Here is a 14,009-nt window from a genome sequence, read left to right as displayed (position 1 = left end):
GTGCGTTCAACGCACCGAACGCCACATTGGGTGCGTTGGACGCACCCAACGCCACATTGGGGCGCTTCAGGCCACGGGCAGCACCCGGACCTCCCGGGCCTCCGCATCCGGTTCCGCCCAGCTGACCAGCCGCCCGGCCGCGCTCTCCAACGCCGCCAGGTCTTTCTTCGGCAGCTTCTCGAACGGCGCCAGCTCCACCGTCGCCGCCTTGCGCTCCTTCCGCAGCTCCCAGAAGCCGCGGACGTACCCGCCCACCAGCAGCGTTCCCTTGACCAGGCCGTTCTGCGAGATCACCCGCTTGCGGTACTCGTCGGAGATCACCCGGGTCCGTTCCGCGTACGACAGGATCATCTGGTCGAACCCGCCGAGCAGCCGCGGCGGGGCCGGGACGTCCTCGTCCGGCACCGTCAGCTCCGGCAGGTCCAGCAGCTCGCGGCCGTCCGGGTCGCGGTAGCGCCGCAGATCCATGGCCGCGGCCACCTCGCCCAGCCGGGTGATGCCCGCCCACACCTGGACGTCGGCCACCGTCGCCGGTCCGAACGCCCGTAGGTACCGCGAAATCAGCGAAGCGGGCGAAGGCGGCGAGAGTGGCGCGCCCACCCATTCGTCAAGGCACGCGTACGTCGTCTGCCCGGCCTTGCCCCAGATCGCCCGGGGCGGGGTCTGCACCAGCGGCAGCCGGGCGCGGGCGAGGTGCGTCAGCGATGCCTTCGGGACGTCCGGCCAGCGCTGCGCCAGCTCGGCGCCCAGCGCGGTCCCCGCCAGCGGACCGCGGAGAAGCAGCTTCCGCGCGGCCTCGGCGACCTGGTCGTGATCCAGCCCGGCCAGCTCGTGGGCGTGCTGCGTGTTCTGCTTGAGGTCGCGGTCGTACAGCCCCTGCACCACCGGGCGCCACGCGAGCGCGTCCGCCGCCGTCACCAGGTGGACCGTGCCGCGCATCAGCGCGATCCGCACCACCTGCCGGTTCTCCAGCAGCGACGCCAGATCCGACGGCTTGAACGACGCCAACCGCGCCCACAGCGCGTAGTACGGCGGGAACGGCGCCTGCGCCTGGAGCCCGGCCAGGTGCTCCACCGCGTCGAAGGCGGACATCTTCGCGCGGCTCAGCAGCAGCTGGCGTTCCAGCATCGCGCGGTTCAGGGCTCTCCGGCTCAACGTCTGCACGCCGTCACCCTAACGATCACCCAGGACAGTTCCGGTCCTCGATTGCCCGGCGGAGGCCCGTGATCCATACTTCCGGCCATGGCCGAGCTCGCCCCGCCCGCCGTCGGGGACTGGGACTTCCCCCGCGGCACCGCGAGCATCGAGCTGATGACCCGGTTCGCCGCCGAGCGTGGCCTGCCCGCCGGGAAGCTGCTCGCCGTGACGACGCTGTCGCCGGAGCTGCTCGCCGACCCGGCCGTCCAGGTCGACGCGCGTCAGGAGCTGGCCGTCGTCCGCGCGCTGGCCGAGCTGGACGGTTCGGACGCGGCGGCGCTGGAGCTCGGGCGCCGCTACCGCGCCAGCACCTTCGGCATCTTCGGTTTCGCGTGCATCAGCAGCCCGACGCTGCGCGACGCGATGGTGTTCGCCCTGCGCTACTTCGACCTCAGCTTCGCCTTCTGCATCCCGCACGTCGAGCTGCGGGACGACCGGCTGACGCTGGAGCTCGACGACAGCCGCGTGCCCGCCGACGTCGCCCGCTTCCTCGTGCTGCGCGACCTGGCCGCGATCGTCACGGTCATGCGCGACCTCCTGCCCGAAATCACCCTGGAGGACCTCGCTTTCCGGCACGGGCCGTCCGCAATGGACGCCTACGAGACGACCTTCGGGCTGCGGCCGCGGTTCGGCGCCGGCGCCTGCCGCGCGACGCTCGACCCGGCGCTGCTGACCCGGCCGCTGCCGCAGGCCAACGACCAGACCGTCGCCCTGTGCGCCGCGCAGTGCGAAGCGCTCGTCGCGCGACGGCGGCAGCGCTCGGGGATCTCCCAGCAGGTCCGGGAACGCCTGGTCCGGCTCGGCGGAGTCGACGCGGGGATGGACGAGATCGCCGGCCAGCTGGCGCTCAGCACGCGGACCCTGCGCCGCCGCCTGACCGAAGCCGGCACGAGCTACCGCGCGCTGGTCGACGAGGTGCGTCAGACACTCGCCGAAGAGCTCCTCGACACCGGCGTGCTGTCGGTCGAGGACGTCGCCTACCGGCTCGGGTACGCCGAGGCGTCGAGCTTCATCCACGCGTTCAAACGCTGGACCGGGATGACGCCGGCGGCGTTCGCCCGCCGCTTCCGCGCCGCTCGGCAAGCACCGCCGGGTAGGTGACCTTGAGCAGGTTGAGGATCGAATCGGTGAGGAAGGTGCGCAGCGCGGCGCGGTCCAGCGTGCCGCGGATCAGCCATTCGCGCGACGCCGCCCGCAGCATCCCGCCGAACGACCGGATCATCGCGCGCAGCTCTTCGCGCCCCTCGGTCACGCCGGTCATCAGCGCGGCTTCCAGGACCCGGTCGGCCGCGATCTCGTCGGCTTCCAGCATGATGCGCTCGATCTCGGGGTCGCGCCCGGCCGCCTCCGGCCCGATCACGGTCAGCCACGCGTCGCGGTTGCGGTCGACGACGTCGATCCACCGTTCGACGCCGATCGACAGCCGCTGCTCCATCGTGGTGTCCGGCAACGCTTCGGTGACCGGGGCCGGCACGATCATCATCTGCCGCACCACTTCCAGGTACAGTTCGCGCTTGCCGCCGAAGTAGTGGTTGATCAGCGGACGCGCCACCCCGGCCGCCTCGGCGATGTCCGAAGTGGACACCGAGGCGTAGCTGCCGGCGCCGAACAGGTGCCGGGCCGCGGCGAGGATCTCCGCGCGCCGCTCGGCCGGTTCGAGCCGGCGGCGCCGGGGCCGGGTCCCACTGGTCATCCGCCCAGCCTCGCGGGGGATCGGCATGCTGTCAACAAGTAGTTGACTCGATGTCAAAAGAGTGACTCCGGTGGCGGGCAAGCGGTGTTTCACGCCAACCTTTGTCGTTACGCAACCGGAACAACCGGCCGGTAACTTCCCGGCACCCGGATGCGACGAGACGGCAGGGACACGCGACCGGGGGCAGGAGCAGATGACCGAAGAAGACGCGCCGATCCGGCCGGCCGGACGCTGGGTGAGCGTCCGCCTGCAGCATCGCCACGTCAGCTTCGACGACGGCTTCGAAGCGGACGAGCCCCTGCCCGACGGCGACTGCGCGGACGAGGAGTCGCTGTCCTACTCCGGCATCGTGATCACCAGCTACGACCGGGGCGCCAAGGTCTCCGAGCGCTGGATCCCGCTGGGCGTCGATCCGTCCGAAGCGGACGACGAGCGGCTCATCGAGCAGCTGCGGGAGGCGTTGCTCTGGCAGGCGGGCCGCCCGCCGCAGACGGCCGAAGACTGACTCGGGCCATTTCGCGGCCCGGTCTCAAGCGCCCCAATGTGGCGTTGGGTGCGTTGAGCGCACCGAACGCCACATTGGGTGCGTTGAGCGCACCGAACGCCACATTGGGGCGCTGGCGGCTAACCGGTGCGCAGGCCCTCGAAGGCCACCTTGCACACCGCGTCCGCCACCTCCGCCGCCGAGCCGCGCCGTGGCTTGTACCACTCGATCAGCGAGTTGACCATGCCGAAGAGCAGCCGCGCGGTCACCGCCGGGTCGACGTCGGGGCGGACGTCTCCCTCCGCTTCGGCCTGCTTCACCAGGTCGGTCACCAGGCGGTCGAACTCGCGACGGCGGGCCAGCGCCGCCCGCTCCACCTTCGTGTTGCCGCGCACGCGAAGCAGCAGCGTCACGAACGGCAGCCGGTCGGCGAGCACCAGCACGCTGCCGCGCACCAGGTGCTCCAGCCGGTCGATCGCCCGCCCGTCGAGCCGGCCCGTCTCCGACGCCACCTCGAACAGGCCGTCCAGGGCCCGGTCCACGGCCAGCCGCAGCAGTTCCTCCTTGCTGGGCACGTGGTGGTAGATCGCCGACTTCGTGATGCCGAGCTTGCGGGAGAGGTCCTCCATGCTCGTGCCGTCGTAGCCGCGCTCGTTGAACAGCTTCACCGCCACCTGCAGCAGCGATTCGAGGTCGTAGCCGGGGCGCCCGCGGCGCGGTGTCGTCACGGCTTCTCCCGCTGGTCGATGATCCGCCGCATCTTGCCCATGGACCGTTCCAGGGTGTCAGGGTCCACGACGTCCACCGACACCGTCACGCCGACGCCGTCCTTGACGCCGCTGACCAGCGCGTCAGCCGCCCGCGACCGGTCGTCCGGAGAAGCGTCGTGGCGTGCCTCCACCCGCACGGTCAGGTGGTCGAGCCGCCCGCGCGTGGACCGGACGAGCTGGAAGTGCGGGCTCAGCCCGGCCGTCCGGAGCACGATCTCCTCGATCTGCGTCGGGAAGACGTTGACCCCGCGCAGGATGATCAGGTCGTCGGTGCGGCCGGTGACCTTGGCCATCCGCCGGAACGCCGGCCGCGCGGTCCCCGGGTTCAGCTCGGTCAGGTCGCGGGTGCGGTAGCGGATGATCGGCAGCGCCTGCTTGGTCAGCGACGTGAACACCAGCTCGCCCGTCTCTCCGCCGCCGAGGACCTCTTCGGAGTACGGGTCGATCACCTCGGGGTAGAAGTGGTCCTCCCAGACGTGCAGGCCGTCCTTCGTCTCGACGCACTCCTGCGCGACGCCCGGGCCCATCACCTCCGACAGCCCGTAGATGTCGACGGCGTCGAGCGCGAACCGCTCCTCGATCTCGGCGCGCATCTGCTCGGTCCACGGCTCGGCGCCGAAGATGCCCACTTTCAGCGAAGAAGAACGTGGGTCGACGCCCTGGCGCTCGAACTCGTCGAGCAGCGTCAGCATGTACGACGGCGTGACCATGATGACCTCGGGCCGGAAGTCGGTGATCAGCTGCACCTGCCGGGCGGTCATCCCGCCGGACGCGGGGATCACCGTGCAGCCCAGCTTCTCCGCGCCGTAGTGCGCGCCGAGCCCGCCGGTGAACAGGCCGTAGCCGTAGGCGACGTGCACCTTGTGGCCCGGACGGCCGCCGGCGGCGTGGATCGAGCGGGCCATCACCGTCGCCCAGGTGTCGAGGTCCTGCTCGGTGTACCCGACGACGGTCGCCTTGCCGGTGGTGCCGCTCGAGGCGTGGACGCGCCGGACCTGGTCCTGCGGCACGGCGAACATCCCGAACGGGTAGTTCTCGCGCAGGTCCTGCTTGGTGGTGAACGGGAACTTCGCCAGGTCGGCGAGTTCCTTGCAGTCGTCCGGGTGGACGCCGGCCGCGTCGAACTTCCGCGTGTACGCCGGAACGTTCGCGTAGGCGTGCCGGAGTGTCCACTGCAGACGTTCCAGCTGCAGGGCGGCCAGCTCGCCGGCGCTGATGTTCGCCTCGATCATGCTTCGTCCCGTTTCGCGGAGAGGACGCGGCTGCGGCCGCGGAATTCGGCGACGACCTCGGGCCCGCCGGGGGTCTCCCGGTGCACGGTGACGTCGTAGATGCCGTTGCGGCCGTAGCGGGTGCGCTCGGCGGCCGTCGCGACGAGGTGGTCGCCCAGCCGTCCGGCGGCGACGAAGGAGATCTCCGCGCCCGCCGCGACGGTCACCGGGCCGTGCGTGTTGCAGGCGCAGGCGAACGCCGTGTCGGCGAGGAGGAAGACGTACCCGCCGTGGGCGATGTCGTGGCCGTTGACCATCGCCCGGGTGATCGTCATGGTCGCCACGGCCCGTCCGTCACGCGCTTCGACGAGTTCGATGCCCAGCGCGCGCGAGGCCTCGTCGGCGGCGAACATGGTGTGCGCGGCGTTGGTCATCTGCCCTCCGTCCCCACTGACCGAATGGACGGTCACCACGCGGTGCCGCTCAGTAAAGGCAGTGGTCGGGGCCGGTGTCAAGCGCCGGGGCTTCCGATCTTCGGAGGCGCCGGTTAGCATGGGTTAACTGAACGTCCGGTAGGTAATTCGGCGAGAGGGTCGGACCTGATGGCATTGCTGCGCAGCTACGTCTCGGGCGGGTGGCACACGGCGGCGGACGAGGGCGTCCCGCTGCACGACGCGGCCACCGGCGAGGAGGTCGCCCGGATCTCGTCGAAGGGGGTCGACTTCGCCGCCGCGCTGGAGTACGGCCGCCGCGTCGGTGGCCCGGCGCTGCGCGAGCTGACCTTCCACCAGCGTGCGGCCCTGCTCAAGGCCCTGGCCTCACACCTGCGTGAGCACCGCGACGAGCTGTACGCGCTCTCCGCTCGCACCGGGGCGACGCTGGGTGACTCGAAGTTCGACGTCGACGGCGGCATCGGCGTCCTGTTCAGCTACGGCTCGAAGGGCAAGCGCGAGCTGCCGAACGACACCGTCTACGTCGAAGGCAACGTCGAGCCGCTTTCCCGTGGCGGCACGTTCGTCGCGCAGCACATCGCGACCCCGCTGCGGGGTGTCGCCGTCCAGATCAACGCGTTCAACTTCCCGGTCTGGGGGCCGCTGGAGAAGTTCGCGCCCGCGTTCCTCGCCGGCGTCCCGAGCCTGGTCAAGCCCGCGAGCCAGACGGCTTACCTGACCGCGCGGCTGGTCGAGCTGATCATCGAGTCCGGGATCCTGCCCGAGGGCTCGCTGCAGTTCGTCGCGGGCAGCGTCGGCGACCTCCTCGACCACGTGACCGCGCAGGACCTGGTGTCGTTCACCGGCTCGGCGTCGACGGCCCAGAAGCTGCGGACCCACCCGGCGATCGTGCGCAACGCCGTCCGGTTCAACGCCGAGGCCGACTCGCTGAACTGCTCGATCCTCGGCCCGGACGCGGTGCGCGGGACGACGGAGTTCGACCTGTTCGTCAAGCAGCTCGTCACCGAGATGACGGTCAAGGCGGGCCAGAAGTGCACCGCGATCCGCCGCGCGTTCGTCCCCGCTTCCCTGCTCGACGATGTTGCTCAGGCGGCGTCGGAGCGGCTGGCGAAGGTGACGGTCGGCAACCCGGCGTCGGAAGGCGTCCGGATGGGCGCGCTGGCCAGCCTGGAGCAGCGCGAGGAGGTGCGGCGGTCGCTGAAAGCCCTGCTGGACGCGGGGAGCGTCGTGTTCGGCGACCCGGAGCGCGTCGAGGTCGTGGACGCCGATGCCGAGCGTGGCGCGTTCATCTCGCCGGTGCTGCTCAAGGCCGACCCCGAGCGTTCCGAGCCGCACGAGGTGGAGGCGTTCGGCCCGGTCTCGACGCTGATGCCGTACACGTCCACCGAGCAGGTCGTCGACTTCGCCGCGCGCGGCGGCGGCAGCCTGGCCGGATCCGTCGTCTCGGCCGACAAGGAGTTCGTGCGCGAGGTCGTGCTCGGCGCGGCGCCGTTCCACGGCCGCCTGCTGGTGCTCGACGCCGAGGACGCGAAGGAGTCCACCGGCCACGGCTCGCCGATGCCGCAGCTGGTGCACGGCGGCCCGGGCCGCGCGGGCGGCGGCGAGGAGATGGGCGGCATCCGCGGCGTGCTGCACTACATGCAGCGCACCGCCGTGCAGGGCTCGCCCGCGGTGCTCTCCGCGGTGACCGGCCGCTGGGTCGCCGGCGCGCCGCGCGCCGAAGGCGTCCACCCGTTCCGGAAGTCCCTGGCCGAGCTTCGCGTCGGTGACTCGGTGGTGGCCGGGCCGCGGGTCGTTTCGCAGGCCGACATCGACCACTTCGCCGAGTTCACCGGCGACACGTTCTACGCGCACACCGACCCCGAGGCGGCGGCCGCGAACCCGCTGTTCGGCGGGATCGTCGCGCACGGCTACCTGGTCGTCTCGTTCGCGGCCGGGTTGTTCGTCTCGCCCGAGCCGGGCCCGGTGCTGGCCAACTACGGCCTGGAGAACCTGCGGTTCCTCACGCCGGTCAAGGTCGGCGACTCGTTGACGGTGACGTTGACCGCGAAGCAGATCACCCCGCGGATCGACCAGGACTACGGCGAGGTCCGCTGGGACGCCGACGTCACGAACGCCGAGGGCGAGTCCGTGGCGAAGTACGACGTCCTGACCCTGGTTTCGAAGGAGCAGCCGTGACCGCCGTGGCATCGCTGGAAGAGCACTTCGAGGCGACGATCGAGCGCGACCAGCGGATCGAGCCGCGCGACTGGGTGCCCGAGGGCTACCGCAAGACGATGATCCGGCAGATCGCGCAGCACGCGCATTCGGAGATCATCGGCATGCAGCCGGAGGGCAACTGGATCACGCGGGCGCCGTCGCTGCGGCGCAAGGCGATCCTGCTGGCCAAGGTCCAGGACGAGGCCGGCCACGGGCTCTACCTGTATTCGGCCGCGGCGACCCTGGGCGCGGACCGGGCGGACCTCACCGACAAGCTGATCAACGGCAAGCAGAAGTACTCGTCGATCTTCAACTACCCGACGCTGACCTTCGCCGACGTCGGCGTGATCGGCTGGCTGGTCGACGGCGCGGCGATCTGCAACCAGGTGCCGCTGTGCCGGTCGTCCTACGGGCCGTACGCGCGGGCGATGATCCGGATCTGCAAGGAGGAGTCCTTCCACCAGCGGCAGGGCTACGAGCTGCTGATGACGATGATGCGCGGGACTTCGCAACAGCGGGAGATGGTCCAGGAGGCCGTCGACCGCTGGTGGTGGCCGTCGCTGATGATGTTCGGCCCGCCGGACGCCGACTCGCCGAACACCGCGCAGTCGATGGCGTGGAAGATCAAGCGCCACACCAACGACGAGCTGCGGCAGCGGTTCGTGGACATGTCGGTGCCGCAGGCCGAAGCCCTCGGCGTCACCTTCCCGGACCCCGAGCTGAAGTGGAACGCCGAACGCGGGCACTACGACTTCGGCCCGGTCGACTGGGACGAGTTCAAGAACGTGCTGAAGGGCAACGGGCCCTGCAACGCCTCGCGGATCGCGCACCGGCGCCGGGCCCACGAAGACGGCGCGTGGGTGCGGGAAGCCGCCGTCGCCCACGCCGCGAAGAAGGAGCGCAAGTGAGCGAGCTGACTTCCGAAGGTGGCCACGGCGCCGTCCCCCTGGAAGGCGTCCCCGCCGCCCCGGGCCCGGTCAAGCACGACTGGCCGCTGTACGAGGTGTTCGTCCGCGGCAAGCGCGGGCTGAACCACGTGCACGTCGGGTCGCTGCACGCGGCCGACGACCAGATGGCGCTGCACCACGCGCGCGACCTCTACACACGCCGCAACGAAGGCGTGTCGATCTGGGTGGTGCGCGCCTCGGACATCACGGCGTCGTCGCCGGACGAAAAGGACCCGTTCTTCGCGCCCAGCGGCGACAAGGTCTACCGGCACCCGACGTTCTACGACATTCCCGAGGAGGTGCCGCACATATGAGTTTCGACAACGTGTACGAGGCCATCACCGAGGAGAACGACGCGCGCTGGGCGTTCGGCACCGGCTTCGAGGACCCGCTGTCCGGAGTGGACACTTCGGTGCCGTCCGGTGTGGACGGTGCGGCCCTGGCCGCCTACTGCCTGATGCTGGGCGACGACGCGCTGATCTTCTCCCACCGGCTCCAGGAGTGGTGCACCAACGCGCCGGAGCTGGAGGACGAGGTCGCCATCGCGAACATCGCCCTGGACCTGCTCGGCCAGGCGCGGCTGCTGCTGGCCCGGGCCGGCAAGGCCGACGGTTCCGGTCGCTCGGAGGACGCCTACGCGTTCCAGCGCATGGAGAACGAGTTCCGCAACGTCCGGCTCGCGGAGCTGGGCGGCGGGCACTTCGGGCACCTGATCGCGCGCTTGTTCGTGTTCTCGACCTGGCGGCTGGCGCTGTTCCAGCGCCTGGAATCGTCGGTGGACCCCGTGCTGGCGGCGATCGCGGACAAGGGCGTCAAGGAGCTGACCTACCACCGTGACTACGCGGCGCAGTGGCTGGTCCGCCTCGGCGACGGCACGCCGTTGTCGCACGCGCGGATGCAGGAAGGCCTGGACGCGGTCTGGCCGTACGTGGGAGAGCTGTTCCGCACGCACCCAACGGAGTTCGTGGACGCGGCTTCGCTGCGCCCCGAGTTCGATGCGGTGCTGGACCAGGCGCTTTCCGCGGCGACGCTTTCGAGGCCTTCTTCCGGTGAGCTGGCCGGCGTGTCGGGTCGGACGGGCCGCGACGGCATCCACACCGAGCAGATGGGGTACCTGCTGGCGGAGCTGCAGAGCGTCGCCCGGGCGATGCCGGACGCGAAATGGTGACGGCGGCCGCGGTGGCCGCCACGGTCACCGACCCGGAGCTGCCGATGCTGACGCTGGCGGACCTGGGCGTGCTGCGCTCGGTGTCGGAGTCCGAGGGACGCGTGGTCGTCGCGATCACCCCGACGTACACGGGCTGCCCGGCGATGGACACCATGCGCGACGACCTGGAGCACGCGCTGGTTTCGGCGGGCTTCGCGGACGTCGAGATCCGCACCCAGCTGTCGCCGGCGTGGACGTCGGACTGGATTTCGGCTTCGGGACGCGAAAAGCTGGCCGCGGCCGGGATCGCGCCACCGGGCGCCGCGCCTCGCCGATCGGGCCCGATCCCGCTGACGCTGTCGGCGCCGGTCACGCGTGTCTCATGCCCGCACTGCGGGTCCGCGGACACCGAAGAGCAGTCCCGGTTCGGCGCGACGGCGTGCAAGGCGTTGCGGCGCTGCCGCACGTGCCAGGAGCCGTTCGAACACGTCAAGGAGATCTGAGGTGGCGCGGTTCAACTCGCTCAAGGTGGCCGGGGTCGAGCGGCTGTGCGACGACGCGGTCGCGGTGACGTTCGACGTGCCCGCGTCGCTGGCTTCGGAGTATACGTTCAAACCGGGCCAGTCGCTGACACTGCGTCGATCGATCGACGGCCGCGACGAGCGCCGGTCGTACTCGATCTGCGCCCCGGCGGGCGCGGCACCGCGGGTGGGCGTCCGCCTGGTCCCGGACGGGTTCTTCTCGTCGTGGCTGGTGAACGAAGTCCGCCCGGGCGACACGATCGAGGTCGCCCCGCCTTCCGGTTCGTTCACGCCCGATCTGTCGGCGGGCGGCCACCACGTCCTGATCGCGGCGGGCTCGGGCATCACCCCGGTCCTGTCGATCGTGTCTTCGTTGCTGCGCTTTTCGACGGCGACGGTGACGGTCCTGTACGGCAACCGCCGCACGGACACGGTGATGTTCGCGGACGAGCTGGCGGACCTGAAGGACACCGCGCCGTCGCGGCTGGAACTGATCCACGTGCTGTCGCGCGAGCCGCGCGAGGCGGAGCTGTTCACGGGCCGCTTGGACGTCCCGAAGCTGCGCACGCTGTTCTCGTCGTTGGTGCCGGTGGATTCGGTGGACCACTGGTGGCTGTGCGGCCCGTTCGAGATGGTGTCCGGAGCCCGTGACCTCCTGGCGTCGCTGGGCGTGCCGTCGTCGAAGGTGCACCAGGAGCTGTTCTACGTGGACACACCACCGGCCCCGGTGGAGCACCTCGACCCGGCGGTGGCGGGGGAGTCGTCGGAGGTGACCCTGGTCCTGGACGGCCGTTCGACCCCGATGACGCTGCCCCGCTCGACGTCGGTGCTGGACGGAGCCCAGAAGTTCCGCCCGGACCTGCCGTTCGCCTGCAAGGGCGGGGTGTGCGGAACCTGCCGAGCCCGCGTGACGGAGGGCAAGGTGGACCTGAGGCGCAACTTCGCGTTGGAGAAGGCGGAGGTGGAGGCGGGCTTCGTGCTGACGTGCCAGTCGTACCCGGTCTCGGAGACGCTGACGGTCGACTTCGACGCCTGAGCCGGTGACCCGGTCTGGTGTGGAGCTTCTCCACACCAAACCGGGTTCCGCGCCTTTCAGTTCCCCCGGTTCTTGCGGCGTGCCATCCATCGCTTCAGCGCGACGTATGCCCCGCCGAGGGTCGCCGACCCGCCGCCAGCGCCCGCGACGGCCGTCCAGCTGCCCTGGCCCGGGAAGACCAGGCTGAAAAGCCACGCGAAGCCCGTCGCAAACGCCAGTACGCAAGCGAAAGCGCCGCATGCGGCGAAAAGCAATATGCAGGCGCGGCGCGTTCGATCGTCATCATCGATGACCCAGGGGAGCGAACCGCTCGGTGGCGGGACTCGCTCGGCCGGTACGAGGGGGGAACCCGGTCGGTTCGGTGCTGGTGTACCCGGATCGGCCGATTTCGGGCCGGGAAAAGAATGCACGGTGCCTCTCAGAACGTGTGAGGGCCTGTCCGCCGTCGACGGAAGCCCGAAGCCGTTGCTGCTGGGGTGATGCGCGAGGATGTGGGTTCGTCTGGCCGCTCCCCTGATCGGATCCTGATCGGCTGCTAGCGCCGGCTCGGCTGCACGAGTGACCGCAGCTTCTCGCGTGTCTCCGGATCAGTGGAGTACAGGATTGCGCCGGACCGGGCACGGCTGAGCAAAACGTAGTAGGTGCGCCGCACGTAAGCGTCGAAACGCTGGTCATCGGCTTTCCGGAGAGCGGGATCGCACGAGGCCGCGCGATCGGTCACCCAGCGATCGTCACGCCAGACGAGGTCCGGACCGAAGATGACGCCCACCCAGTCGAATTCGAATCCTTGAGCCGAGTAGACGTGGCCGATCTGCTCGAAGCCGGCCGGTTCGACAGCCCACAGCGCGTTCGGCGGGGCACCGTTCACGCCGCGCTCCCCGGCTATCGTCCACGGTCGCGCCCAGTCGCCGATCACCACATCGCGCGGAAGAGGCTGGTGGGGCCGAGCTTCAGTCGACGGCCAGCAGAAACCCGCGACGATGCGCGCTACCTGACCGCGCTGAGTCTCCGCGACCAGGCGGTCCTCCATCTCCTGCGGCGTGCCGGCGGTGGCGAGCGCGAAGCCGGGCCGGCCCGCCCAGCCGACCGGCCCGAGCTGCGGCGCGTCGAGGCCGAGCAAGCGTCGCGCCCAGACGTCGTATTGCGTGCTTCCCGCGGCCCCGAACTGCACTTCGAGGTCGACGTGGTGGACGGGCCAGCCGTGCCGGCCGGCCGTGGACTCGATCAACTCGGCCGTGCCGACTTCGCCCGGGCGGACGGACTGGTTGCGATCGATCAGGAACACGGTCACCCGTGCGGCATGGACCAGTTCCTCCACTTGAGAGATCTGTGTGCGTGCGGCGCGCGGGGTGAAGCGGTTCACCGAGCTGGCGCGGATTCGGTGGGCTTCATCGCAGATGAGGACGTCGAGCCCGTTGGGCTCGGCCGTGGCGAAGCTGTTGAAGTAGGTGAACAGGCCTTTGGTGCCGGGTGACCTGGAACCGACCCTTTTCCTCAGGCTGGTGGTGAGGGCGCGCGAGCCGGTGGCGTGCCGCACCGCGTACCCGCTCCGGTGCAGATCACCCAGCAGCGAAATGGCCAAGGAGCTCTTTCCCGTTCCCGGACCTCCGGAGACGAGGATGATCTCTTTGTCTTCACCGCCGATGGTCCGCTGCAGGGCTTCCTTGACGAGCGAGAACGCGACCTGCTGCTCATCGAGGAGAACAAGGTGGCCACCCTCCCTGAACTCGCTCGCGGCCGATGCCATCAACCGGAGCGGCGCGGTCTCTTCGCTCCGCAGGAGCTGCTCCGCGCCTTCCCCCCGGGGGTCGGCGGCGAGATGCGACCGCAGGAAAGCCCGGAGAGCGTTCCCGTCTCCACCGGTGAAGAGGCGATCGTGTTTCTGCGGAAGCCTGTCGACGTACGGCAGATAGGCGATGCCGGTGACCACCGCGGGGAGCTCGCCCCGGACCGGGAGATGGGCGGCGATGTACCGGGAGTGCTGCTCGGCCTGTTCGACCGGGCTGAGGCGCGAGCGATGCGGCCCGGTCCAGAGTTTGATTTCGACGACGACGTAGGAAGGAGCGCCGGTAGCCGGGTCGGCACCGCAGACGACGAGGTCGGCTTCCTGGCTGGAGTGGGGCAAGCGGTAGTCGCGGAGGACGTCCAGCGAGCCGAGCCCCGCTTCGACGAGCTCGTTCGAGAACTGCCGGATGGCGGCTTCGTGAGAGGTCGACGCTTCCGCCGGCTGTGCCAGCGTCCGCGCCTCGAAAAGCCGAGACGTCATCAGTCGCTCCATACAGTGTTGGCGTGTCCGCTAGCGGAAGCCAGAAGTGTGTATGTCGAGAGGCACTGTACCGCATGGATCCCGAC

Annotated in this window: 14 protein-coding genes; 8 read left to right on the top strand and 6 right to left on the bottom strand. The window is 70.2% G+C overall.

Translation table 11 applies throughout. From position 1 onward, the window contains the following. Window positions 1-66: 66 nt before the first annotated feature. On the bottom strand, window positions 67-1,128 hold the full coding sequence (locus AB0G28_RS44435) for a winged helix DNA-binding domain-containing protein (RefSeq protein WP_361103989.1): 1,062 nt from the start codon (window positions 1,126-1,128) through the stop codon (window positions 67-69). A gap of 114 nt (window positions 1,129-1,242) precedes the next feature. On the opposite strand from AB0G28_RS44435, the gene AB0G28_RS44430 reads away from it, so the two are divergent. After that, complete coding sequence (locus AB0G28_RS44430; protein ID WP_361103985.1) at window positions 1,243-2,298, top strand: AraC family transcriptional regulator; 1,056 nt, start codon at window positions 1,243-1,245, stop codon at window positions 2,296-2,298. On the opposite strand, the gene AB0G28_RS44425 is transcribed toward AB0G28_RS44430, so the two are convergent. Beyond that, the gene (locus AB0G28_RS44425) at window positions 2,219-2,890 is read right to left on the bottom strand and encodes a TetR/AcrR family transcriptional regulator (RefSeq protein ID WP_361103983.1); all 672 of its coding nucleotides are present in this window, start codon (window positions 2,888-2,890) and stop codon (window positions 2,219-2,221) included. The genes AB0G28_RS44430 and AB0G28_RS44425 overlap by 80 nt on opposite strands. A gap of 193 nt (window positions 2,891-3,083) precedes the next feature. On the opposite strand from AB0G28_RS44425, the gene AB0G28_RS44420 reads away from it, so the two are divergent. Next, entirely contained in the window at window positions 3,084-3,395 is a 312-nt protein-coding gene (locus AB0G28_RS44420) for a hypothetical protein (RefSeq protein ID WP_361103981.1), read from the top strand. A 119-nt stretch (window positions 3,396-3,514) separates the two neighbouring features. On the opposite strand, the gene AB0G28_RS44415 is transcribed toward AB0G28_RS44420, so the two are convergent. Genes AB0G28_RS44415 through paaI form a run of 3 tightly spaced genes read right to left on the bottom strand, consistent with a single transcriptional unit; the run spans window position 3,515 to window position 5,789 of the window. Further along, window positions 3,515-4,102, bottom strand: coding sequence for a TetR/AcrR family transcriptional regulator (locus AB0G28_RS44415; RefSeq protein ID WP_361103979.1), 588 nt, complete (start codon window positions 4,100-4,102; stop codon window positions 3,515-3,517). After that, window positions 4,099-5,376 (bottom strand): phenylacetate--CoA ligase PaaK, encoded by a 1,278-nt coding sequence (gene paaK / locus AB0G28_RS44410; RefSeq protein WP_361103977.1) that lies wholly within the window; start codon window positions 5,374-5,376, stop codon window positions 4,099-4,101. Before paaK ends, AB0G28_RS44415 begins: the two co-directional genes overlap by 4 nt. Further along, entirely contained in the window at window positions 5,373-5,789 is a 417-nt protein-coding gene (paaI, locus tag AB0G28_RS44405) for a hydroxyphenylacetyl-CoA thioesterase PaaI (RefSeq protein WP_020644075.1), read from the bottom strand. Before paaI ends, paaK begins: the two co-directional genes overlap by 4 nt. Window positions 5,790-5,957: 168 nt before the next feature. Here paaI and paaZ point away from each other — a divergent pair, with 168 nt between their 5' ends. The 6 genes from paaZ to paaE are packed head-to-tail and all read left to right on the top strand — an operon-like array spanning window position 5,958 to window position 11,657. After that, on the top strand, window positions 5,958-7,985 hold the full coding sequence (gene paaZ / locus AB0G28_RS44400) for a phenylacetic acid degradation bifunctional protein PaaZ (RefSeq protein WP_361103974.1): 2,028 nt from the start codon (window positions 5,958-5,960) through the stop codon (window positions 7,983-7,985). Next, the gene (gene paaA, locus AB0G28_RS44395; protein ID WP_361103972.1) at window positions 7,982-8,914 is read left to right on the top strand and encodes a 1,2-phenylacetyl-CoA epoxidase subunit PaaA; all 933 of its coding nucleotides are present in this window, start codon (window positions 7,982-7,984) and stop codon (window positions 8,912-8,914) included. Before paaZ ends, paaA begins: the two co-directional genes overlap by 4 nt. 38 nt (window positions 8,915-8,952) lie before the next feature. Then, the gene (gene paaB / locus AB0G28_RS44390; RefSeq protein ID WP_286003483.1) at window positions 8,953-9,267 is read left to right on the top strand and encodes a 1,2-phenylacetyl-CoA epoxidase subunit PaaB; all 315 of its coding nucleotides are present in this window, start codon (window positions 8,953-8,955) and stop codon (window positions 9,265-9,267) included. Beyond that, the gene (gene paaC / locus AB0G28_RS44385; protein WP_361103970.1) at window positions 9,264-10,121 is read left to right on the top strand and encodes a 1,2-phenylacetyl-CoA epoxidase subunit PaaC; all 858 of its coding nucleotides are present in this window, start codon (window positions 9,264-9,266) and stop codon (window positions 10,119-10,121) included. The genes paaB and paaC overlap by 4 nt, the downstream gene beginning before the upstream one ends. After that, window positions 10,115-10,603, top strand: coding sequence for a 1,2-phenylacetyl-CoA epoxidase subunit PaaD (paaD, locus tag AB0G28_RS44380; RefSeq protein ID WP_361103968.1), 489 nt, complete (start codon window positions 10,115-10,117; stop codon window positions 10,601-10,603). The genes paaC and paaD overlap by 7 nt, the downstream gene beginning before the upstream one ends. Window position 10,604: 1 nt before the next feature. Next, a complete protein-coding gene (paaE, locus tag AB0G28_RS44375) occupies window positions 10,605-11,657 on the top strand; it encodes a 1,2-phenylacetyl-CoA epoxidase subunit PaaE (protein ID WP_361103966.1) in 1,053 nt (350 codons plus the stop codon). Between the two features lie 535 nt (window positions 11,658-12,192). Here the strand turns inward: paaE and AB0G28_RS44370 are convergent. Beyond that, complete coding sequence (locus tag AB0G28_RS44370; RefSeq protein ID WP_361103964.1) at window positions 12,193-13,923, bottom strand: DUF2075 domain-containing protein; 1,731 nt, start codon at window positions 13,921-13,923, stop codon at window positions 12,193-12,195. Window positions 13,924-14,009: the final 86 nt, after the last annotated feature.

It is taken from the genome of Amycolatopsis sp. NPDC021455 (assembly GCF_040640995.1).
Lineage (GTDB): Bacteria > Actinomycetota > Actinomycetes > Mycobacteriales > Pseudonocardiaceae > Amycolatopsis.
The sequence above is the reverse complement of the archived record's forward strand: the minus strand, read 5'-3'. Positions and strand labels throughout refer to the sequence as shown.

What these genes read in the sequence shown, in the direction of transcription:
- paaD (WP_361103968.1), top strand. Translation starts at nt 10,115, where the DNA reads ATGGTGACGGCGGCCGCGGTGGCCGCCACGGTCACCGACCCGGAGCTG.
- AB0G28_RS44425 (WP_361103983.1), bottom strand. Translation starts at nt 2,890, where the DNA reads ATGACCAGTGGGACCCGGCCCCGGCGCCGCCGGCTCGAACCGGCCGAG.
- AB0G28_RS44435 (WP_361103989.1), bottom strand. Translation starts at nt 1,128, where the DNA reads ATGCTGGAACGCCAGCTGCTGCTGAGCCGCGCGAAGATGTCCGCCTTC.
- AB0G28_RS44370 (WP_361103964.1), bottom strand. Translation starts at nt 13,923, where the DNA reads ATGACGTCTCGGCTTTTCGAGGCGCGGACGCTGGCACAGCCGGCGGAA.
- AB0G28_RS44430 (WP_361103985.1), top strand. Translation starts at nt 1,243, where the DNA reads ATGGCCGAGCTCGCCCCGCCCGCCGTCGGGGACTGGGACTTCCCCCGC.
- paaK (WP_361103977.1), bottom strand. Translation starts at nt 5,376, where the DNA reads ATGATCGAGGCGAACATCAGCGCCGGCGAGCTGGCCGCCCTGCAGCTG.
- paaC (WP_361103970.1), top strand. Translation starts at nt 9,264, where the DNA reads ATGAGTTTCGACAACGTGTACGAGGCCATCACCGAGGAGAACGACGCG.
- AB0G28_RS44420 (WP_361103981.1), top strand. Translation starts at nt 3,084, where the DNA reads ATGACCGAAGAAGACGCGCCGATCCGGCCGGCCGGACGCTGGGTGAGC.
- paaZ (WP_361103974.1), top strand. Translation starts at nt 5,958, where the DNA reads ATGGCATTGCTGCGCAGCTACGTCTCGGGCGGGTGGCACACGGCGGCG.
- paaI (WP_020644075.1), bottom strand. Translation starts at nt 5,789, where the DNA reads ATGACCAACGCCGCGCACACCATGTTCGCCGCCGACGAGGCCTCGCGC.